Below are 21,435 nucleotides of genomic sequence, written 5' to 3'. Positions count from 1 at the left end.
ACGTGTGCCCGAAGGGGCTCAACCCGACCAAGGCGATCGGCAAGATCAAGGAATTGATGGTGCGACGGGCGGTTTGATCCCCGCACCGTAAGGAAAAAAAAGCGCAGTCTCGAAAGAGGCTGCGCTTTTTTTTTATCTGCGATATGCGCCGATGCATTGAAGTGATTGCATAGCTAACCATCTCGCACCAGACGATATTTCAATCTTGTAATGAGACTGTCGTCTCACTAGAATGAATTGGAAAGCATGACCCGTGCAAGGAGGCAATCATGACGCTGACTGCTGTCGAGATGGACCGCAAGATCGAAGAGCATTTCGGTTTTGAACGAAGCGACGATGTCGAAGGCGTGCTCGCCACGCTCACCGACGATGTCGAGCACGATGTCGTTGGCTGGCCTGCCGGTCCGGCGCACGGACGCGAGCGCGCGCGGCCGTTCTACGAAGCGTTGTTTGCCGATCTGTCGGAGAGCCGGGTCGAGTGCTTGCGCCGTCTGTATGGCGACGGCTTTGTCATCGACGAGTCGTTGTGGCGCGGCAAGGCGCCGGGCCGGCCGTTCGGGCTCGAAGGCCGTGGGCGTCCGCTGGAATTTCGCATGCTGCATGTCGTCGAATTCAGCGAAAGCGGACAGATTCGCCGTGAAAACGTGTGGGTCGATCTCGCGGCGATCATCGGTCAGTTGCCGCAGGCTTGATATGGCGAAGTCCGAACCGAAGACCCGCGGCAATCAGAAGCAGCGCACGCGCAAGGATCTGCTGAAGGCGGCATCGGCGCTGATGAAGCAAGGGCGCAAGCCCGGGCTGGAAGAGGTTGCGGCAGAAGCGCTCGTGTCGCGTGCGACGGCGTATCGGCATTTCCCGAGCATCGATGCGCTCTTGCTCGAAGCATCGCTCGATGTCGACACACCCGTTGCGAGCCAGCTATTTTCGGCGCGCGCATCGGCCGATCCGGTCGCGCGATTGTTGCGTGTCGACGCCGCGCTCAACGACATGATTCTTGCGAACGAAGCACCGTTGCGCATGATGCTCGCGCATTCGCTGGAGCGGGCGGCGAAGGGCGAATCGCAGGACGACATGCCGCTGCGGCAGAATCGCCGCACACCGTTGATCGAGTCCGCGCTCGAACCCGCGCAAGACGAGTTCAGTCCCGCCGCGCTCGACACGCTCACGCAGGCGCTCGCGCTCGTCATCGGCACGGAGGCGATGATCGTCTGCAAGGACGTGCTGCAACTCGACGACGCACGCGCGCGCAAGGTCAGACGCTGGGCGATTCGCGCGCTGGTGCAGGCGGCGCGTCGAAGCGGAATGGACGAAGCAGGTATGGGATAATCCCAAAATTCGCGCCCACCCGACCCAAAAGGTCGCGGATGCCGCGCGCAAGGGCCCTCACCCCTCGTGGCCCGCTTTCATTCGCGACATTCCAACCGCAACCACGATGCCCACATACCGTTCCAAAACCTCCACCGCCGGACGCAACATGGCGGGCGCGCGCTCCCTCTGGCGCGCCACCGGCATGAAAGACGAAGATTTCTCGAAGCCGATCATCGCCGTCGTCAACTCGTTCACCCAGTTCGTGCCGGGGCACGTTCATCTGAAAGACCTGGGCCAGCTCGTCGCGCGTGAGATCGAAGCCGCGGGCGGCGTGGCGAAGGAGTTCAACACGATCGCGGTCGACGACGGCATCGCGATGGGTCACGACGGCATGCTGTACTCGCTGCCGAGCCGCGACATCATCGCGGATTCGGTCGAATACATGGTCAACGCGCATTGCGCCGACGCCATGGTCTGCATCTCGAACTGCGACAAGATCACGCCGGGCATGTTGATGGCCGCGATGCGCCTGAACATTCCCGTCATTTTCGTTTCGGGCGGCCCGATGGAAGCGGGCAAGACGCGCCTCGCGAATCCGAAGACGAAGGCCATCGAACTGAAGAAGCTCGATCTCGTCGATGCGATGGTGATCGCCGCCGACCAGTCGTATTCCGATGCGGAAGTCGCCGAAGTCGAGCGCTCCGCGTGCCCGACATGCGGCTCGTGCTCGGGCATGTTCACGGCCAACTCGATGAACTGCCTCACCGAAGCGCTCGGTCTCTCGCTGCCCGGCAACGGCACCGTCGTCGCGACGCACGCCGACCGCGAGCAGTTGTTCAAGCGCGCGGGACGCGGCATCGTCGAACTGGCGCGCCGTTATTACGAGCAGGAAGAGGCGCGCGTGCTGCCGCGCTCGGTCGGCTTCAAGGCGTTCGAGAACGCGATGACGCTCGATATCGCGATGGGCGGCTCGACCAACACCATTCTTCACTTGCTGGCGATCGCGCGCGAAGCCGAGATCGACTTCACGATGAAGGACATCGATCGTCTGTCGCGCACCGTGCCGCAGCTGTGCAAGGTCGCGCCGAACACGAACAAGTATCACATCGAAGACGTGCATCGCGCGGGCGGCATCATGGCGATCCTCGGCGAACTGGATCGCGCGGGCAAGCTGCATACCGACGTGCCGACCGTGCACGCGCCGACGCTGAAAGACGCGCTCGCGCAATGGGACGTCAAGCTCACCGACGACGAAGCCGTCAAGACGTTCTACATGGCAGGTCCCGCAGGCGTGCCGACGCAAGTCGCGTTCAGCCAGAACACGCGCTGGCCGAGCCTCGATACGGATCGCGCCGAAGGCTGCATTCGCTCGTACGAGCACGCGTTCTCGAAGGAAGGCGGCCTTGCGGTGCTGACGGGCAACATCGCGCTGGATGGCTGCGTCGTGAAGACGGCGGGCGTCGATGAAAGCATTCTCGTGTTCGAAGGCACGGCGCACGTCACCGAGTCGCAGGACGAAGCCGTCGAGAACATCCTCAATGACAAGGTGAAGGCGGGCGATGTCGTCATCGTTCGATACGAAGGTCCGAAGGGCGGGCCCGGCATGCAGGAAATGCTGTACCCGACGAGCTACATCAAGTCGAAGGGTCTCGGCAAGGCATGTGCGCTGCTGACGGACGGACGTTTCTCGGGCGGCACATCGGGCCTGTCGATCGGTCATTGCTCGCCGGAAGCGGCGGCGGGCGGCGCGATCGGCCTTGTGCGCGACGGCGACAAGATTCGCATCGACATTCCGAATCGCACGATCGACGTGCTGCTCTCCGACGATGAACTCGCGCGCCGTCGCGAAGAGCAGAACGCGAAGGGCTGGAAGCCCGCGAAGCAGCGTCCGCGCAAGGTGTCGGCTGCGCTGAAGGCGTATGCGAAGCTGGTGATGTCGGCGGACAAGGGCGCGGTGCGCGACTTGTCCTTGCTCGACGATTGAGGCTTTAAAGCGCCAGGGAAAGCCGCTCGATGAGCGGCTTTTTTTATCGCAACTTCAATCGCCCAGCAACCTCGGCAACTCCAGCAAAGTACGATGCGCGCCGCCTTGCTCGACCGCATCCGCATACGTCGCGCGCACGGCGCCGGCGATCGCATCGACGGCGTTGTTGTCGCCGGCCATCGTCACGTAGTAGCCGAGATCCTTCAACGCATTGGACATGTGAAACGGCATGCCCGACGGATCGCCGTCGATAAGCGACGGACGCAGCCGCTCGAGCGCCGCGCCACCACCGCCGCCTTTCGCGAGGACATCGACGAAAGTCTGCGCATCGACGCCCGCGCGTTTCGCGCAGGCCGCCGCTTCCGAGATCAGCGCGATCGTGCCGAGCGACACGAAGTTGTGCAACAGCTTCATGCTGTGTCCCGCGCCCACATCGCCGACGAGCGTCACGTTCTCCGCATAGGTACGCAGCAACGGCTCGATGCGCGCGAACAGCTCGGCCGAAGCGCCGACCAGCAGATTCAGCCGCCCTTCATGCGCTTCCTTCGCGGTGCGCGTCATGGGCGCATCGACGAAGAGGCCGCCCGCTTCCTTCACGAGCGCCGCCATGCGCTGCGTCGATGCGGGCACCGCCGTCGAGCAGTCGATGACGATCGCGCCCGGCTGCAATCCCGCGAGCACGCCATCGGGCGCGGTCAGCACCGCTTCGACTTCGGGCGAGCCCGTCACGCACAGAATGACGATGTCCGATGCGCGCGCGAGCGCCTCGCCGTTCGCGACGGTCTTCACGCCGCCCGCGAGCAGTTCGTCGAGCGGCTGATTGCCGGGATGCTCGACGACCGTCAGCGGATAACCATGCTTCATCACGTTACGCGCGATGCCGTGCCCCATCAGGCCGACACCGATCATGCCGATGCGTTGCTTCATGCTGTGTCTCTCTTCATGTTGTCGTGTAAGTTTGAAAATGCTCAGCGGTTCACGAGGCGCTTCGGCAGCAGCATCGTGAGAACGATGCCGAGCGCGAGGCAGCCGACCATCGAGAAGATCGGCAGCGTCATGCCGCCGGAAGCCTGCTTCAGAAAGCCGACTACATATGGGCCGAAGAAGCCGCCGAGATTGCCGAACGCGCTGATCCATGCGATGCCGACCGCCGCCGCGGCCGGTCCGAGCACGGCTGTCGGCATGCTCCAGAAGAGCGGCGGAAACGACAGCAATCCCGCATTCGCGATGCACAGCGCGATCATGCCGAGCCACAGGTTGTCATGCCAGAGCACCGACAGCGACAAGCCCACCGCGCCCATCAGCAGCAGCGCCGCGACGTGCAAGCGCCGCTCGCCGCGCTTGTCCGCGCTGCGGCCGAACATGACCATCACGACGACCGCGACGGCGTTCGGCAATGCGGCGAGCGCGCCGATCGCGAAGTCGCCGGAGATGCCCATCGACTTGATCATCGTCGGGGCCCAGAAGGTGTAGCCGTAGATGCCGAAGACATCGAGAAAATAGATCAGGCAGAACGCCCACACGAGCGCGCTGGTGAAGAGGCCCTTGTGATTCGATTGCGCCGTTACCGCGCGATCCTCGGCGAGCACGCGCGACAACAACGCGCGATCCGTTTCGCTGAAACGCGGGCTTTGGGTGACGTCGTCGTCGAGTCCCTTCCATGTATAGACCGCCGCGAGAAACGCGGGCAATGCCTCGACGATGAAGATCCACTTCCAGCCTGGCAACTGCATGAGACCATCGAAGTACTGCATGATGAAGCCCGTCAGCGGCGAACCGATGAGACCCGCCAGCGCGAGCGCCGCATAGAACATGCTGAGGATGCGCGCGCGGCGGTTGCGCGGAAACGACTGGCCGATATAGAAGACGATCGCCGGAATGAAGCCCGCTTCCGCGACGCCGAGCAGGCAGCGCATTACGTAGAACTGCATGGGCGTGGAGACGAAGGCCGTGAGGCCCGACACGATGCCCCACGACAGAATGATGCGCGTGATCCATCGGCGCGCGCCGACGCGTTGCAGGATGATGTTGCTCGGCACTTCGAAGACCACATAGCCGAGAAAGAAGATGCCCGCGCCGAAGCCGAACACGGCATCGGAGAAACCGAGTTGCTGCGCCATCTGCAGCTTCGCGAAGCTCACATTCACGCGATCGATGTACGACGTGATGTACGCGAACATCAGGATCGGCAGGATTTGCAGCGCGAGGCGGCGAAAGATCCGGTCCGCAGTGGCCGCATCGTGTGACGCAGCGGGCGATGCCGCGCCTTGCGGCATGTTGGTCGCATCGATTTCCACGTCTGTCTCCGTATTTGTTTTTGCGTCCCTGCTCGCGCGGGACGCGGCGGGACACAAGAAATGTAGCGGCTGCGGAGCGCGAGTGATATGCGAAATCGTTGAAGCGGGCTTTCGAATAGTTCGAACACGGGGTGGAGGGCGGGGCGGGGTTTGATCCGGGTTTTCCTGTATGACCCCGCGACGCAGTGAGTGTTCGCTCTAGACAGCGAGTTGAAAGATTGTGCGATTTGGCTTCCTCACACCGATCGGACCGGTGAGAAGAGTTGAATTTTCTCTCGATTCTTCAAGTCTGCTGCTCAAAGGCAATTTCTCATTCTTTCAATCACGCGCTTCGATCTCATGGTATGGGCGATGTCCGAATTCTGATTTCTTTAATCAATAGGTCGTGAATGTCAAACAAATACCGATCAGCCGGGTTGACCTATTTGTGATGCAATCCTAAATTCATCGGTCCAAAGAAAAACGATTAATGCTTGAGTTCGTTGAACAGAATAAGGATCGCGGCGCGTCTACGTATGAAGCTCGATGACGGCGCTCCGGAATTCACGGAAACGCTGATCGACAACCTGTACGAACATGCGGCGCGCGCGATTCCATCGCTGTCGATCATCGAATGCACGCCGATTGGTCGCGGAGTTGCTTCGGCAACGCAGATTCCCGCGGGGGCCGCCGTGCGGTCGACGCCTGTCGGTCCGGATCAGGTCAAGTGTCTCTATCGGACGACGCAGACGGTGAAGTTGTTGCCACTTTCGGTCGAAGATGCAGAGATCGCGGTCCGCGATGGCGGACGCACCGTGATTCGCCTTACGTTCCGGTTGTGGCTTGGCGAGCAACGCGAGGCGGTTGATTTGTCGCGCATCCGTCTTTACTTGCACGGCGACCGGCCTGCCGCCTCCGCGCTGTACGCGGCGCTGACGCGCCAAGTCGAATCGATCAGCCTGCGCCTGCCTACAGTGCGCGATGGCGAGTTGCAACCGCTCGAAGACGTGCGCTTCGAAGCGGCAGGCTTTGGTCCGTCCGCGCGGCTGTGGCCGGTCACGGAGCCCGAGCGTGACCGCGGGCTGGATCGCGAACAGACGCTGTTGGAATACTTCGTGTTCCCGCAGAAATTCAACTTCGTCGATCTATGCGGCTTCGATGCGTCGATGCTGCCGATGGGTGAATCGCAAATGACCTTCGAGATCGAACTGAACGCTCGCGTGCCTGTCGACTATCCGGTCAGTCGCGACAGCTTTCGTCTCTTCTGCACGCCCGTGATCAATCTGTTCGAAGTGGACGCGTTGCCGCTGCGGCCGACAGACCGGCATGACCGCGAGCATCGCGTACGTCTGCAGCAGGATGTGGCGGGGCACGTCGAGCCGTATCACGTGCTCGCGGTGACGGCGGCCGATCCGGAAGACAGCGCGCGCCACGCCTACGGCGCATTCACGAGCTTCCGCCATCGCGGCTGGACGCTGCGCTACGAGAAGCCTGAGCGGTATTTCCATACCTCGATGCGCTTTGGCGTAACCGGCCGCGAACTCTGGGTGACGCTTTCCGGTTCGCTCTGGGAGCGCTTCCATGCGGATGCCCGACACGATGAGAATCGTCCAAAGCCGGACGGCTACCTGACGGTTCGCGCGCTCGCGAACAACGGACGCCTGCCGCGCATGGCGCTGTCCGAGGCGACGATCAACGAGACCGTGTCGGGTTTTACCGGCATCGCTTCCGTGCGCAATCTGACAGCGCCGACTTTGCCGCTCTATCCTCCGCGCTATCACCCGGAGTACGACTGGCGCGTGCTCGGGCACTACACGGCAGGCGGCGCGAATGAGTTGAACATGATCGGGATGGGCGGCGTGGTGGTGCTCCGTGAGGCGCTGGAGCTCTACGACTGGTCACACGACGAAAGCATCGCGCGACGCATCGATGCGATTCGAGACGTGCGGCTGTCCGAGCATGAAAGCGTGGGAAAGGGGCCTATGCGCTTCGAGATTCGCGTTCACGTTCGGCTCGATGCGAGTGCGTTTGACGGACCCGGCGATGCGACGCTCTTCGGCGATGTCCTGAGCCGCTTCGTTGGCCGCTATGCAAGCTTCCATCACGCGACGCGGCTCGTGCTGAATATCGACGGCAAGGACACGCTTTTTCCGCTCATGGAATTCGAGGGTGCGCCTTTCTAATAGCCGCATCGCTCAGGGTTTTCCTGTATCCCTCCACGCCACAGCAACCCCAACCCAATGCCATACTCCCCGGAATAAACTTCCACGGAGCATCCGGTTTTGTTCGATCTCACGTCGCTGGCTCTCTTTCTGCGCGCCGTCGAAATGGGCAGCCTGTCCAAGGCGGCGCAGCAATCGCATATGTCGCTATCGACGGCGAGCCGGCGCATCGCGCTGCTCGAACATCACTTTCGCGTGGGGCTTCTGAATCGCACGTCGGCGGGTGTCGAGCCCACGCCGGCCGGCGAAGCGCTCGCGCGTCACGCCACGGAACTGCTGCTCAGGACCGACGCGATCTATAGCGAGCTATCCGATTACACGAAAGGCTCCGTCGGCCGCGTGCGCGTGTTCGCCAATATCTCCGCGATCAGCCAGGACTTGCCCGATCATCTGCGTGCGTTCTCCCAGCGCTATCAGGACATCAAGCTGCATATCAGCGAATTGCGCAGCATGGACATTCTTCAGGCGCTGCGCGAAGGGCGCGCGGATGTCGGCGTGGTGACGTCGCAGAGCGGCATGGAAGGCATTCGCCTCGCGCCATATTGCACGGATCGCATCAGCGTCGTCGTGCCCGAAGATCACGTTCTGCAAGGCGATCAGATCGATTTCGCCGCGCTGCTCGAGCACGATATCGTCGGTCTGGACGATAAGGCCGAAGTCACGCGCATGCTCGTCAAGGAAGCCGCGCTCGCGGGCCGCACGATCCGCTTTCGCGTACAGGTGCAAAGCTTCGAAGGCATGTGCAGGCTGATCGCGGCGGGGCAGGGCATCGGCGTGTTGCCCGAAGGCGCGGTGCGGCTCTTTCGCGAACCCATGCGTCTGCGCTTCATTCGCCTGACGAATCCGTGGGCCGAGCGCGTGATGTCGGTCGGCATACGCGTGGGCGCGGCGCCTTTGCCCGCGCGCAGGCTCTTCGATTATCTGAGCGGACTCGCGCCCGCATCGCTCGTCGCGCCCGGCGGGGAGCGCGCCGCAAGCTGAGCCCTTGCGGATATTCGAAGACTCCCGTTTCCGGATTCGCACTTCCGCAGCAACAACGCCTCCGCTAGATTTCCCCTCAGATCAAACGTCGAAAACTAGGAGACAGAGCGCAATGGCAACGACACATCACATCGCCGTCATTCCGGGCGATGGCATCGGCAAGGAAGTCATGGTCGAAGGGCTGCGCGTGCTGAAGGCCGCCGCCGCGCGCTACGACATCGCGCTCGATTTCGACGAGTTCGCATCATGGTGCACCGAGCATTACGTCCAGCACGGCACGATGATGCCCGTCGACTGGGACAAGCAGATCGGCAAGCACGACGCGATCTTCTTCGGCGCGGTCGGCACGCCCGACATCGTGCCGGACCATACGGCGGTGTGGGAATCGATCATCAGGATTCGCCGCGAGTTCGATCAATACGTGAACCTGCGTCCCGTGCGGCTGATGCCCGGCGTGCCTTCGCCGCTCGCCAATCGCAAGCCCGGCGACATCGACTTTCTGGTCGTGCGCGAGAACACCGAAGGCGAGTATTCGTCGGTCGGCGGACGCATGTTCGAAGGCACCGAGCGCGAGTTCGCGACGCAGCAGGCGGTCTTCACGCGCACGGGCGTCGATCGCATTCTCGACTTCGCGTTCAAGCTCGCGCAGAGCCGTCCGAAGCAGCAGCTCACCGCCGCGACCAAATCGAACGGCATCTCCATCACGATGCCGTACTGGGACGAGCGCCTTGCCGAAGCGGCGAAGCGCTATCCGGACATCGCGACGAACAAGTTTCACATCGACATTCTGTGCGCCCATTTCGTGCAGCATCCTGACCGTTTCGATGTCGTGGTCGCGTCGAATCTCTTCGGCGACATTCTTTCCGATCTCGGTCCCGCATGCACGGGCACCATCGGCATCGCGCCTTCGGCGAACCTGAATCCCGAGCGGCGCTTTCCATCGCTCTTCGAGCCGGTACATGGATCGGCACCCGATATCGCGGGCAAGGGCATCGCCAATCCGATCGGGCAGATCTGGTCGGCCGCGCTGATGCTCCAGCATCTCGGACGCGGCGACGCGCGCTACGAAGCGGCGGCGAAGACCATCCTGTCGGCCATCGAAAGCGTGCTCGAAAACGGCCCGCGCACGCCCGACATGGGCGGCACGGCGAACACCATCGAAGTCGGCAAGGCGATCGCCGAAGCCGTCACCGAACATGCACTGATCACGGAGTAAGCATGGAATACCGTCACTTCATCGGCAACGCGTGGAAAGCGGGCGACAACGGCGAATCGCTCGATGTCATCGATCCGAGCACCGGCGAGCCGTTCGCGGCGATTGCACGCGGCAACGCCGCCGATATCGCCACGGCTGTCCACGCAGCGCGCAGCGCAATGGGCGATGCGCTCGACGGTCCGTGGGCGAAGCTCTCGCCTGTCGAGCGCTCGAACCTGCTGTTCGCCTATGCGAACGCCGTTCTCGAACACGCCGACGAACTCGCGCAACTCGAAGCGCGCGACACCGGCAAGGCGCTCAAGACCGCGCGCACCGATGCGGCCGTGCTCGCGCGCTATCTGCAGTATTACGCGGGTTGCGTCGACAAGCTGCACGGCGAAACGCTGCCCTATACGACCGGCTTTACCGTGCTGACGGTACGCGAGCCGATCGGCGTGACGGGCCACATCATTCCGTGGAATTACCCGATGCAGATCTACGGCCGCAGCGTCGGCGCGTCGCTCGCGGCGGGCAATGCGTGCGTCGTGAAGCCCGCCGAGGACGCGAGCCTGTCGATCGTGCGGCTCGCAGAAATCGCCGCCGACGTCGGCTTTCCGGCTGGCGCGATCAACGTCGTCACCGGACTCGGCAGCGAGGCGGGCGCGGCGCTGTCGGCGAACGAAGGCATCGGTCATATCTCGTTCACCGGCTCGACCGCGACGGGCGCGCTCGTCGGACGCACGGCGGCGGAACGTCATTGCCCGAGCGTGCTCGAACTCGGCGGCAAGTCACCGCAACTCGTTTTCGACGATGCCGATCTCGACGAAGCCTTGCCCGTGATCCAGAACGCGATCGTGCAGAACGCCGGACAAACGTGTTCGGCGGGCAGCCGTCTGCTGGTTCAGCGCGGCATCTACGAAACCGTGATCGGACGTCTCGCGCAGCGTTTCGAAGCGCTGCGTTCCGGGCCGCCCGCGATGGATCTCGACATGGGTCCGCTCGTCAACGCGAAGCAACATGCGCGTGTGCGCAGCATCGTCGAGCAGGCGGAAGGCGAAGGCATACGCGTCGCGGCGCGCGGCAAGATCGTCGTGGAAGCGTCGCGCAATGGCTTCTTCCAGGAAGCGGTGCTGTTTCGCGACGTGCCGCCGCAAAGCCGGCTCGCGCAGGAGGAAGTCTTCGGCCCGGTGCTCGCGGTAATGCCCTTCGACGACGAAGCCGAAGCCGTGAAGCTCGCCAATGGCACGAACTACGGTCTCGTCGCGGGCGTGTGGACGCGCGACGGTTCGCGCGGCCTGCGACTCGCTCGCAAGCTGCAGGCGGGCCAGGTGTTCATCAACAACTATGGCGCGGGCGGCGGCGTCGAGTTGCCGTTCGGCGGCGTGAAGGCGAGCGGGCATGGACGCGAGAAGGGCTTCGAAGCGCTGTACGGCTTCACGAGCCTGAAGACCATCGCGATCAGGCACGGCTGAGTCTCGCGCGGGTTCACATCATCATGGCGACTCTCAACATCATCGGCGCGGGGCGGGTCGGCGCGACGCTCGGCAATCTGATCGTCGCGAACCGCGTGCTCGATATCGGCGATGTATGCGACAGCGATCTCGCGCATGCGCATGAAGCGGTCGATTTCATCGGCGCGGGCCGCGCGCTCGACGACATCGCCGCGATGCATCCCGCCGATATCTGGCTGCTCTCGGTGCCCGATGCACGCATCGCGGACGTGGCGCAAGCGCTTGCGGCGCATCGCAAGCATGATGCGCCGACGATTGCCGTGCATTGCAGCGGCGCGCTCGACGCCGACACGCTCGCGCCCTTGCGCGCGCTCGGCTGGAGCGTGGCGAGCGCGCATCCGATGCTGAGCTTCGCGAAGCCCGGCACGGCCGTGTTCCAGTTCGAAGGCACGCCATGCGGACTCGAAGGCGATCGCGCCGCCCGCGATGCATGGAGCGAGATTCTCGCGGCCATCGGCGCGCGCTGCTTCGATATCGAGCCGGGCAGCAAGGCGCTTTATCACGCGGCGGCGGTCGTCGCATCGAACTTTCTGCCGATACTGGCGGCGATGTCCGTCGAGATGTGGCAGGCGGCCGGCATTCCGCAAGCGCTCATCGAAGACATGATGCACACGCTCACGCGCAATGCCGCCACCAACGTCGTTTCGCTCGGGCCGAAGGATGCGTTGACCGGTCCGGCGGCGCGCGGCGATCGCGCGGTCGTGGAAGTGCAATCGCAGGCGATCGGCGCGTGGGACACGGTATCGCGCGATGCCTACGACGCGCTCTCGACGCTCGCCACGCGCCTCGCGCTGACGGGCAAGGTGCGAGGGTAATTGACGCGATCAAACAGCGAAATCCGTCGAACTCGATGACTCACGCCACGCGTCCGTTTCGGCTTCGACATGCGCGTTCTTCTCCGCGATGGGCTTCAGCGTGTCGGTGCCGAGCGCGAGGCGCAGCGGCGGCGTTTGCGCATCGGCGAGCGTGATGAGCGGCGTGCGGTCATTGATCAGGGGATATCGCCGCAAGCCACAGCGCCTGTTGCAGAGCGTCGAACCGGCGCTTGCGATGCTCACGTCTGCCATCGCGGATGCGAAGAACGCGAAGGAAGAGATCGCCGGGCCGTTGCGCATCAGCGCGCCGAAAGCGCTCGGTAGTTTTTTCGCCGTCGCGCATATCCGCGAAGGACGTCTCGTACCCTTGCTCACGCGTCAAATGACGCAGCGCGAATCGATCTACATCTACTATCGGCATCGAACGGAGCGGCCGCTTCGCGTGCGAACGTTCATCGACTTCACGATCGCAAAGCTCGCGGGAAACGCCGATTTCTGCCTTACGCCGACGCGATTGCGCGCGCTAGCGAAATGAACGGCCCGATTCCCTGCGATATCGCGAAGCGCCGATTAGAATCCATCTTGCCTTTGCATCCTCCATTTCACGCAAGCTACCGGAGCCACGCAATGAAGATGATCAATGCGCTCAGATTTGCCGCCGTTGCATCAGCGATAGCCTTTTCCGTCAACGTATGGTCGCAGACCAGCGATGCGGGATCGACCCAGTCCGCGACGCCTTCGGCGAGCACGGGAAGCTCCAAATCGACGGCGCGCAAAGCCAACCGCGCGCTCAGCAAGAAGGTGTCTCAGGCATTGCAGAAAGGCGGCATCGACACGAACGGCATGAATGTGATCGCCAAGAACGGCGCGATCACGCTCGCCGGTCACGCAGCCGATGGCGAGCAGATCGACCAGGCGGCGTCGATCGCGAAAGGCGTGGACGGCGTGAAGTCGGTGAAGAATGTTCTGACGATTCAGGAAGGCGGGCAGTAACACACTGCTTCTGAGCGCGCGCTCGCGCATGTCATGAACTCGTTCCTGGATGTCGGCGATCGCGAACGGCAACGCCTGCCGTTTCGCGAATCGCTGCTCGCGATGCTCGGCATCGCGTTCGTCACGATGCTCGTCGCGCTCGATCAGACCATCGTCGGGACCGCGATGCCGCGCATCGTCGCCGAACTCAAGGGCTTCGATCTGTACGCGTGGGTCGCGACGTCGTACATGCTCGCGTCCGTCATCACCATTCCGATCTTCGGGCGGCTCGGCGACCTTTACGGACGAAAGCCGTTTCTGCTCGCGGCGATCGTGCTGTTCACGCTGGCGTCGGTGCTGTGCGGATTCGCCGACAGCATGCTGTTCCTGGTAATTGCGCGCGGCGTGCAGGGCATCGGCGGCGGCATTCTGCTCGGCACGGTGTTCGCCGCCGTCGCCGATCTCTTTCCCGATCCGAAGCTGCGTCTGCGCTGGCTCGTGCTCGTCACGTCGACGTTCGGCGTCGCCAACGTGATCGGCCCGACGCTCGGCGGCATGCTCACGCAGATGCGCGGCTGGCGGCTCGTGTTTTTCGTCAACGTGCCAATCGGCATCGTCTCGCTAATGTTCGTGCTGATGTTCGTGCCGAACCTGCATCATGCGAAGACGCGTGGACGGATTCAGCTCGACTGGCTCGGCGCGTGCGTCGTCGCGGTGACGCTCGGCGCATTGCAACTGCTGATCGAACTGCTGCCGAAAGAAGGCGTCTCGCGCACGACGATCGTGCTTGCGCTCGTCACGCTCCTGTTCGGCGCGACACTGTACTTCTGGGAAAAGCGCATGGGCTATCCCGTCGTGCCCGTCGACGTGCTGATGGACCGCAAGCTCGCCGCGCTTTTCGCGATCTCCGTGCTCGGCGGCTTCGCGCTCTTCTCGATGGCCTTCTACATTCCGCTGCTGTTTCAGGGCGGCTATGGCATGTCGCCGCACGATTCGGGCATGCTCATCACGCCGCTGCTGCTCGGCACGACCGTCGGCAGCATGATCAACAACCGCATCGTCACGCGCATCCCGCGTGCGAACGTGCTGATGTATGCGGGCTTCGCGCTTTCCGTGGCCGGCTGTCTCGCGCTCGTCTCGCTCGATGGTCACGAACCGCATGCCGTCTGGATGGCGTGCATGGGCGCGAGCGGACTCGGTCTCGGGCTCGTCGCGACGAATCTCACCATCTGCTCGCAACAGATCGTCGCGCGCGAGCAGATCGGCGCGGTCACGGCGTTGCTGCAATCGCTGCGCATTTTCGGCGGCATGCTGGGCACCGCGATCACCGGCGCGCTGCTCGGGCATCTCTATGCGCAAAACGTGCATCGTCCGCTCGATTCGTATCAGGCGACGCAGTGGCTCAAATCGTTCGCGAGCCCGGACCTGCTGATCGACCGTGCGGAACAGTCTGCGCTGATCGAACGCCTCGTCGCGGCGGGCCAAGCGGCCGATGCGATGACGATGATGCACTCGGCGCGCATGGCGCTCGTCGCGTCGATTCACGTCGGGCTCGTGGTCGCCGCGATGGCGGCGTTCGTCGGCCTCTGTCTCGCGTGGTTCGTGCCTGCGGTGCGCGTCGATTATGGCGATGCGAAAGGACAAAGCGCGTGACGTTTGCCGAACGACCATGCGAAACGGTGTCAGCGTTTGCCGCCGAGCGCCTTCACAATGTGTCTCGTCGGCTCGCTGGTCGCGAGTCGTGAAATTTCCGACATATGAACCCAGCGGCAGCGAGAGATTTCATTGCTCGCGCGCGGCTTCGCGTTCTTCGGCACATCGCAGAAGAAGACGTGATGGTGCTTCTGCCTTCCACGATGCTGAAACAGGAATTTTGCCGACTTGCCCGCGAGACGCGTTTCTTCCTTGAGTTCGCGAAGCGCGGCGTCCGAAAGATGCTCGCCTCGCTTGAGCATGCCGCCGGGCAGCGCCCACTTGGTGCGACGTCGCGCCACCAGAAGTATCCGGTTGCCCTTCCGACAAATGACGGTGGCTCGCTTCCTCAAACCGACTCCGTTATCTATAAGCTATGTCCTGTCAACGGACCCAGTGTACCCAACCGTTTTTTCATTGTGGAGCATCCGATGACAGCGGCATTTTCCGTATTGCGCATGAAGCAAGACATGTTCCGCTCGCCCCGCGCAGCGGGTATGCATGTTGCGTAACCGGGTCATTCGGTAACAGGGAGCGATCATGGACGATCGAACGCGCATCACGGCCGAAGCCAGATTCGGCGATCTCGCGTCGCCGCTGATCGACGAGGCGATGCAGCACGCTGCCACGCTCGACGGAAACACGGACCCGGAAGTGCTTCACAAGCTGCGTGTTGCGTTGCGCAGGCTGCGCACTTTGTTCTGGGCATACCGGCCTTTGCTGGACGAAGAATTCGATACGCGTCAGCGCGCCCTGTTCAGGTATCTCGCGACATCGGCGGGCAGCGCGCGGGACTGGGACATTCTGATCGAATTGCTGCATGAACTCGATGTCGAAGGATTCGACGAAACGGTGAAGGCGCATCGGGCTAACGTGCTCGCGACGAGCATCGAAAATCTCGCCAACGCGGACATGAAGCATGTGCTGCTGAGCGGATTGAAGGAAGCGAATCATCAGCTCAACACGGGACCGCAACGCGTGCCGGTCGAACGGTTCGCGAAGAAGCGCATCGGCGCGGCGCGCAGTCAGCTGAAGAAGCGCATCAAGCGGGCGTTGCGCGCGAAACAGTCAGACTATGCTGCGTATCACGAAGTGCGCAAGGCGGGAAAGAAGGTGCGTTATCTGATCGAGTTTTTCGAGCCGGATATCCCGGCGAAACTGCGCGCCGAGGTGAAGAGCCTCAAGCGGCTTCAAAAGCGCTTCGGCGCGTTGAACGATGTCGTTGCGAGCCGCGATTTGCTTTCGAATTCACGAGGCGAATTCGCCGACGATGCCAGCGAAAAGCACGCGTTACGTGCGCTGAAGGCGGAGCAGAAACATCGCTTCAAAGCTGCGAGAAAAGCGATTCGTTGATATCGTCGTGATCGCATATCGGCCGAAAGGATGTTGTCATCATGGCGCGCAACGAATACGTTGTCTTCAAGGGCACGGTCAAGCTCGGCGTCCCCTTTCTTCAGGGCTATAAGGGCGATCCGCATTACGTGATCGTCAGCGAGGACGCGAACGGCAAGCCATTCGACATCGTCACCAACGTGAAATCCGATAGCTCGCTGACGGGGCCAGCGGGTTATCTCGTGCTGTATGTCTGGAATCGATACTTCGATCATCCGATGACGGCCGATCTCGACAAGCTGTCGGCGGGTGTGTCGACAGCGAACTTCCCGAAGCTCGATTACGTGCACGATTCGCGACTCGTCGATCTCGACGCGATGCGCCCGATCCCGCTCGACACCAAGGACGAGAAGAACGATATCAATGCGCTTCTCAACGAGATGCTGCAACTGGACATGTCGGCGAACGGCGTCGATTACGTCTATGAAACGCCGAGCTATAGCGACGATCGCCTCGGATGGAAGCCGACGAAAGACGTGACCGTCTATGGCTTTGGCTTCCTGTTCGAGCCGGGGAAGGACGGGCTGCACGAGACGCATATGAATCAGGGCAACCCGAAGCCGGGCAAGGGCACGCATGTCAAGGACCACTCGAACGAGAACGGCGTGTTTCAGGACGGCGCGGTCATGATCGAATTGGACGGCAAGTTTCAGGCGCTGTTCGTCGCGTTCCAGACGCAGCTCGTGCCGACCGACAGCCGTGGCCGCCCGATACCGGGCCAGTCGCATCCCATTCTGCATGGCAAGACGTGATCGATCGCGCGGGAAACGCGCAGGTTGACGTACGCGCGACGAGGGCTTTGAGCCGATTCGCGCGATGACAGGCACAATACGATGAATCCCCATCCGGATTGGCCCGCAGAGGCCGCCGGCCTTCGCTCATTCGTCGTTGTCATGAACCACGCTCATCCTTCGAAGAATTCCCCGCAATTCCTGCTGTTTCTGGTTTGCCTGTTCGCGTCGGCGGGGCAGCTCGCCATCGATATCTACGTGCCCGCGTTGCCCGCGATGGCGCGTTACTTCGCCACGTCGCCCCAGGCGATCCAGTCGAGCGTCTCCGGCTACATGGCGGCGTATGCGATCGGTCAACTGGTCTTCGGCCCCATCGCCGATGCGTACGGGCGCAAAAAAGTGCTGGCGTTCGGGCTCGTCGTCTTCACGCTCGGCTGCTTACTGTCGCTCGCGGCGACGAACCTCGAAACCTTCCTGCTCGCGCGGTGCCTGCAAGGCTTCGGCATCGCGGCGACCAACCTGCTCGCGAAGGCGATCATCACCGATTCGTTCAAGGGCCTGGCGCTGCTGCACGCGTTCACCTACATGTCGATCGCGTGGGGGCTCGCGCCGATCGTGGCGCCCGTGATCGGCGCGCACTTGCAGGAATGGTTCGGCTGGAAGTCGTGCCTCGTCTTTCTGCTCATCTATTCGATCGTGATGTGGACGCTCATATGGCGCTATCGCGAGACCTTGCAGAAGCCGGTGCATCTCGCGCCGCGCACGCTGTTCACGAATGCGGGCAAGGTGTTGTCGAGCCGCGTTTTCCAGAGCTGTTTTCTCGCGCAAGGGCTGTGCTACAGCATCCTGCTCGTATTCAACATCGTCGGCCCCTTCATGGTGCAGAACACGCTGCACAAGCCGCCGACGTACTTCGGCTATCTCGCGCTCGCCATCGGCATGATGTATTTCCTCGGCGGGCTGTCGAACCGCGTGCATGGCGCGCGTCTGCCGAGCGCGGAGCAACGGCTGCGCATCGGCGCGCGCGTGATGGCGGGCGCATCGGTCGTCATGCTGCTGCTCTCGCTGACGGTCGGCCTCACCGTATGGACGTTGTCCGCGCCGGTGCTCGTGATGGGCTTCTGCGCCGGCGCGATGTACCCGACGCTGATGGCAAAGGGCAATTCGCTCTTTCCGCATATCGCGGGCCTTACCGCGGCGATTCTCGGCTGCTCGCTCTTGCTCGTGTCGTCGGTGATGATGGGTCTCGCGGGCTTCGTGTCGGTGCAGATTCTCACGCCCCTCGCGGCGTTCTTCGTGATTCTCGCGTTCACCGTCGTCGCGATGGTGACGTTGCTGCTGCGCCATCTGGAGCAGTCGCAGGCCACCGGCACCGTGCGGGAAGGCGTCGACGCAGCCTGATGCGCCAAAGCGGTGCGGCCTGCAATGCATTGCAGAAAAGCTTGTTTGTCCAAGTCTTTTTGAAGGCTTAGATTCGAGCTGTTCATGCATCGAGGAGGCGAGCCATGCCGCACTTCCTGACTCACTACTGGCAGGCGCTTTCGGGCCCTTCGCAGCGTGCGCGTGAGCGTTCGGCCAACGACGCGCACGCCGCGAGCGAAACCACGCGCGCCGAGCAGCTCGAGCACATTTCCGTCTACGCGCGCGCGGGATATTTCAACATGGGCTATACCGTGGATGCGTTTCAGTTGCCCGGAGAATCGCCGCTGCACTGAAGCGCACGAACGAGACTCACCGCGCGGCGCGCATCGACAGGCCGTTCAGCAGCCGTTGCAACTCGTCGATATTGAAAGGCTTCGCGAGTATGGTGAAGCCGGTGCGGCGCGCCTCGTCGAGCTGATCGGCGTAACCCGTCATCAGCGTGACCGGCTGATTCGGGCGCGTCGACTTGATCCATTCCGCGAGCTTGATGCCGTCGTAACTACCGGGCATCTGGATGTCGGAAAGCACGAGATCGAATTCATCGCCGGCTTCGAGCATCTGTCTCGCGGCATCGCCTGACGATGCGTGGCGCGCTTGCCAGCCGAGCACGTCGATCACGGCGCACAGGCCCGCCGCGACTTCCTCGTTGTCTTCGACGATCAGCACGGTGGACGATGGCGCTTCGCGATCGACGGTCTCCACAGGCGGCGCATCCGCAGGCGCATCGACTTCGCCGGTCCAGTGCGGCAGATAGATGTCGACTGTCGTGCCGAAGCCCCATGCAGAATTCACGCGCGCCGTGCCGCCCGCCTGCTCGGACATCGCGAGCACTTGCGCGAGTCCGAGCCCTGTCCCGGCGCCCGCGCCCTTGGTGGTGAAAAGCGGTTCGAACGCTTGTTTTGCGACGTCGGTGCGCATGCCGACGCCGCTGTCCTTGCACGAGATCACGACGTATTCGCCGGCGCCGAGACCTTCATGCGTCGACGTATAACGCACGTTGTTGCACTCGATGCGAAAGTCGCCGCCGTGAGGCATCGCGTCCTTCGCATTCACGGCGATGTTGATGAGCGCCGAGGTCAGCTCCGTCGCATCGACGCGCACGGTCCACGTCGATGGCGGCACGCGCGAGCCGAACGTGACCTTGTCGCCCACCGACGCGCGCACGAGCGGCTCGGAGTCCATCATCCAGCGATCGAGGCGGATGACCTGCATCTGAAGCGGCTGACGTCGCGCGACGCTCAGCAGGCGGCGTGCGAGCGATTGCGCATTCTTCGATGCGCGCTCCACCGCCGCGACTTCCTTTTCCAGGCCGTTGAAGCCCTTGCGCCGTGCCAGTTCCATGTTCGACGTGACGACCATCAGCAGGTTATTGAAGTCGTGCGCGACGCTCGCGACGAGATTGCCGAGCGCGCCCATGCGTTGAAGCCGCCGCGTGGCCGCGACGGCCGAGCGGCGCAGCGCAAGTTCGCCGCGCCAGTTGTGCCATGCCGCTTCTTCCGCTTTGAGGCGTCGCAGCGAGAAGCCGATCAGCACCCACAGCGCGATGCACGGAATCAGTGCGATCGACGCGATCGATACATCGCGCCGCCACCATGCGAGGCGCACGTCATGAATCGAAAAGCCCGCCGCCGCATAGACGGGATAGTCGCCGACACGCCGCCACGCCGCGAGCTTTTCATCGTTGTCGAGCGGCGATATGTAACGCATCAGACCCGTGGGCTTGCCTTGCGCAAATGCGCTCGCCAGCACCGAATGGCGATCGGGCGCATTGGGCGCGGACGCCGGCGGAAAACGCGCGAGCACGGCGCCGTCGTCGCGATGTAGCGCGAGCGTGAGCGCGGGATCGCTCACGATGAGTTCGCCATAGAAATCGAACAGATAGTCGCGCCGCACGGCAATCGCGATTTCGCCGAGAAAGCGGCCGTCTTTCGCATAGCGTGCGCTCAGCGTGTTGACGATGTCCGTGTTCTTCACGCGCCCGCGCTCGGGCATGGAAACATGAAAGCTCGAATGCGTATCGCGCGTCGCGATGAAATCCGCACGATCGCTGACGGACACATCGGGCGCGGGAAAAAAGCGGCTGCTGAGCACGAGCCTGCCGCGACTGTCGAGCACGGAGAGCGCCGCGATCTGTTCATGAGCCGCCGCGAGACGCGCGAGCTTGTCGTGCAGCTCCGACTGGCTGCGCGCGATGAAATCCGCGTCGCCGCTGCCGAGCATCTCGTCGATGCGCGAGATCAGTTCGCGGTTGATGCTGAAAACGGTGTTGGCCTTTTCGTCGACGATACGCACGAGCCGTTCGAGCGACTCGCCGGTTTCGGCGAATGTGCGTCCGTAAGTGTAGTAACCGTACAGGCAGAAAAATGCGAAGGGAATGACGATCGACGCAACGAGTGCAGCGAAGAGCCGTCTGCGCGCCGCGCGAAAGTCGAGCGGTGGCAGAGAGGGCAGGGTCTCTGCGGTGCCCGAAGCGGAGTGTTCTTCAGATTCGTTCATGGCGCGTTGCAAGGCGTGCGCGAGCGCCGAAACGCTCGTTTCGATGGTAGCACGCAGGTCTGTCATCGCCATGCATGAGTGCGCATCGGTCGTCGCGCAATCAGGCTGTGGTATAAGCACCGCATGCGCGCGCCCGCTCGCGGCGCGCAACGAACGTAACAGGAGCATGCAGTGAGAAGGACCGCCGAAAACAAGCTGAAGGTGGTCGCAGTGCGGGTCGATCCACAATTCGAACAACGGCTGCGACTTCTGGCGGAAGTGACGGGGCGCAAGCAATCGTTCTTCCTCCAGCAGATGATCGAGAACGGCATCGGCGCAATGGAAGAAACCTGGCTGCCGCCGGACGTGCTCGAACAAGTGAGGAGCGGTGCGTTGCCGCCGTTGCAGCAGGATCGCGTCTCGACCGCGGACCTCTTCGGCGATCAGGCCGATGAATGA

At 62.8% G+C, this 21,435-nt stretch carries 19 protein-coding genes and 3 pseudogenes; 17 read left to right on the top strand and 5 right to left on the bottom strand.

The features are described from left to right. From sdhB to ilvD, 4 genes and pseudogenes are all read left to right on the top strand, one after another. Nucleotides 1–77, top strand: a pseudogene (sdhB, locus tag NCR93_RS26635) (succinate dehydrogenase iron-sulfur subunit); the annotation flags it as partial. Between the two features lie 192 nt (nucleotides 78–269). Continuing rightward, nucleotides 270–692 carry a nuclear transport factor 2 family protein gene (locus NCR93_RS26630; RefSeq protein WP_008347086.1) on the top strand — a complete coding sequence of 141 codons (423 nt, stop codon included), beginning with the start codon at nucleotides 270–272 and terminating at the stop codon, nucleotides 690–692. A 1-nt stretch (nucleotide 693) separates the two neighbouring features. After that, nucleotides 694–1,326 carry a TetR/AcrR family transcriptional regulator gene (locus NCR93_RS26625; RefSeq protein WP_008347084.1) on the top strand — a complete coding sequence of 211 codons (633 nt, stop codon included), beginning with the start codon at nucleotides 694–696 and terminating at the stop codon, nucleotides 1,324–1,326. Between the two features lie 106 nt (nucleotides 1,327–1,432). Beyond that, nucleotides 1,433–3,292 (top strand): dihydroxy-acid dehydratase, encoded by a 1,860-nt coding sequence (ilvD, locus tag NCR93_RS26620; protein ID WP_175981275.1) that lies wholly within the window; start codon nucleotides 1,433–1,435, stop codon nucleotides 3,290–3,292. Nucleotides 3,293–3,346: 54 nt separating this feature from the next. On the opposite strand, the gene NCR93_RS26615 is transcribed toward ilvD, so the two are convergent. Beyond that, entirely contained in the window at nucleotides 3,347–4,219 is an 873-nt protein-coding gene (locus NCR93_RS26615) for an NAD(P)-dependent oxidoreductase (RefSeq protein ID WP_008347080.1), read from the bottom strand. Nucleotides 4,220–4,260: 41 nt separating this feature from the next. Continuing rightward, nucleotides 4,261–5,589 carry an MFS transporter gene (locus NCR93_RS26610; RefSeq protein WP_250458292.1) on the bottom strand — a complete coding sequence of 443 codons (1,329 nt, stop codon included), beginning with the start codon at nucleotides 5,587–5,589 and terminating at the stop codon, nucleotides 4,261–4,263. Between the two features lie 473 nt (nucleotides 5,590–6,062). On the opposite strand from NCR93_RS26610, the gene tssF reads away from it, so the two are divergent. The 5 genes from tssF (at nucleotide 6,063) to NCR93_RS26585 (ending at nucleotide 12,292) form a co-directional block, all read left to right on the top strand. Continuing rightward, on the top strand, nucleotides 6,063–7,751 hold the full coding sequence (gene tssF, locus NCR93_RS26605; protein ID WP_350029160.1) for a type VI secretion system baseplate subunit TssF: 1,689 nt from the start codon (nucleotides 6,063–6,065) through the stop codon (nucleotides 7,749–7,751). 99 nt (nucleotides 7,752–7,850) lie between these two features. Continuing rightward, nucleotides 7,851–8,771 carry a LysR family transcriptional regulator gene (locus NCR93_RS26600; protein WP_175981393.1) on the top strand — a complete coding sequence of 307 codons (921 nt, stop codon included), beginning with the start codon at nucleotides 7,851–7,853 and terminating at the stop codon, nucleotides 8,769–8,771. Between the two features lie 112 nt (nucleotides 8,772–8,883). Then, nucleotides 8,884–9,987: a tartrate dehydrogenase gene (locus NCR93_RS26595; RefSeq protein ID WP_175981395.1), complete on the top strand. Its 1,104-nt coding sequence runs from the start codon at nucleotides 8,884–8,886 to the stop codon at nucleotides 9,985–9,987. A gap of 2 nt (nucleotides 9,988–9,989) precedes the next feature. Next, nucleotides 9,990–11,438 carry an aldehyde dehydrogenase family protein gene (locus tag NCR93_RS26590; protein ID WP_175981397.1) on the top strand — a complete coding sequence of 483 codons (1,449 nt, stop codon included), beginning with the start codon at nucleotides 9,990–9,992 and terminating at the stop codon, nucleotides 11,436–11,438. Nucleotides 11,439–11,461: 23 nt separating this feature from the next. Continuing rightward, a complete protein-coding gene (locus NCR93_RS26585) occupies nucleotides 11,462–12,292 on the top strand; it encodes a Rossmann-like and DUF2520 domain-containing protein (RefSeq protein ID WP_008347056.1) in 831 nt (276 codons plus the stop codon). Between the two features lie 9 nt (nucleotides 12,293–12,301). On the opposite strand, the pseudogene NCR93_RS26580 reads toward NCR93_RS26585, so the two are convergent. Beyond that, a pseudogene (locus NCR93_RS26580) lies at nucleotides 12,302–12,457 on the bottom strand (short-chain dehydrogenase/reductase); the annotation flags it as partial. Between the two features lie 151 nt (nucleotides 12,458–12,608). Between NCR93_RS26580 and NCR93_RS26575 the strand changes: the two are divergent. The 3 genes and pseudogenes from NCR93_RS26575 to NCR93_RS26565 all read left to right on the top strand — a co-directional run. Then, a pseudogene (locus tag NCR93_RS26575) lies at nucleotides 12,609–12,827 on the top strand (LysR family transcriptional regulator); the annotation flags it as partial. A gap of 92 nt (nucleotides 12,828–12,919) precedes the next feature. Continuing rightward, nucleotides 12,920–13,285 carry a BON domain-containing protein gene (locus tag NCR93_RS26570; RefSeq protein WP_008347050.1) on the top strand — a complete coding sequence of 122 codons (366 nt, stop codon included), beginning with the start codon at nucleotides 12,920–12,922 and terminating at the stop codon, nucleotides 13,283–13,285. Between the two features lie 33 nt (nucleotides 13,286–13,318). After that, nucleotides 13,319–14,917, top strand: a complete 1,599-nt coding sequence (locus tag NCR93_RS26565) for an MFS transporter (protein ID WP_008347047.1) — start codon at nucleotides 13,319–13,321, stop codon at nucleotides 14,915–14,917. Between the two features lie 29 nt (nucleotides 14,918–14,946). On the opposite strand, the gene NCR93_RS26560 is transcribed toward NCR93_RS26565, so the two are convergent. Next, on the bottom strand, nucleotides 14,947–15,309 hold the full coding sequence (locus NCR93_RS26560) for an NUDIX hydrolase (RefSeq protein ID WP_175981399.1): 363 nt from the start codon (nucleotides 15,307–15,309) through the stop codon (nucleotides 14,947–14,949). 187 nt (nucleotides 15,310–15,496) lie between these two features. Here NCR93_RS26560 and NCR93_RS26555 point away from each other — a divergent pair, with 187 nt between their 5' ends. The 4 genes from NCR93_RS26555 to NCR93_RS26540 all read left to right on the top strand — a co-directional run bounded on the left by NCR93_RS26555 (nucleotide 15,497) and on the right by NCR93_RS26540 (nucleotide 18,794). Next, complete coding sequence (locus tag NCR93_RS26555; protein ID WP_008347044.1) at nucleotides 15,497–16,309, top strand: CHAD domain-containing protein; 813 nt, start codon at nucleotides 15,497–15,499, stop codon at nucleotides 16,307–16,309. Between the two features lie 41 nt (nucleotides 16,310–16,350). Then, entirely contained in the window at nucleotides 16,351–17,100 is a 750-nt protein-coding gene (locus NCR93_RS26550) for a DUF2278 family protein (protein ID WP_175981401.1), read from the top strand. A 141-nt stretch (nucleotides 17,101–17,241) separates the two neighbouring features. Next, on the top strand, nucleotides 17,242–18,480 hold the full coding sequence (locus tag NCR93_RS26545) for a multidrug effflux MFS transporter (RefSeq protein ID WP_175981403.1): 1,239 nt from the start codon (nucleotides 17,242–17,244) through the stop codon (nucleotides 18,478–18,480). A gap of 104 nt (nucleotides 18,481–18,584) precedes the next feature. After that, on the top strand, nucleotides 18,585–18,794 hold the full coding sequence (locus NCR93_RS26540) for a hypothetical protein (RefSeq protein ID WP_008347038.1): 210 nt from the start codon (nucleotides 18,585–18,587) through the stop codon (nucleotides 18,792–18,794). 16 nt (nucleotides 18,795–18,810) lie between these two features. Here NCR93_RS26540 and NCR93_RS26535 read toward each other — a convergent pair whose 3' ends face one another. Beyond that, nucleotides 18,811–20,997 carry a hybrid sensor histidine kinase/response regulator family protein gene (locus tag NCR93_RS26535; RefSeq protein WP_239295246.1) on the bottom strand — a complete coding sequence of 729 codons (2,187 nt, stop codon included), beginning with the start codon at nucleotides 20,995–20,997 and terminating at the stop codon, nucleotides 18,811–18,813. Between the two features lie 171 nt (nucleotides 20,998–21,168). Between NCR93_RS26535 and NCR93_RS26530 the strand changes: the two genes are divergently transcribed. Continuing rightward, nucleotides 21,169–21,435: a YlcI/YnfO family protein gene (locus NCR93_RS26530; protein ID WP_033536447.1), complete on the top strand. Its 267-nt coding sequence runs from the start codon at nucleotides 21,169–21,171 to the stop codon at nucleotides 21,433–21,435.

It is taken from the genome of Caballeronia sp. ATUFL_F1_KS39, from assembly GCF_023630985.1.
Classification (GTDB): Bacteria; Pseudomonadota; Gammaproteobacteria; order Burkholderiales; family Burkholderiaceae; genus Caballeronia; species Caballeronia zhejiangensis.
Note: the sequence above shows the minus strand (reverse complement) of the source record. Positions and strands in the feature narration are given on the sequence as shown.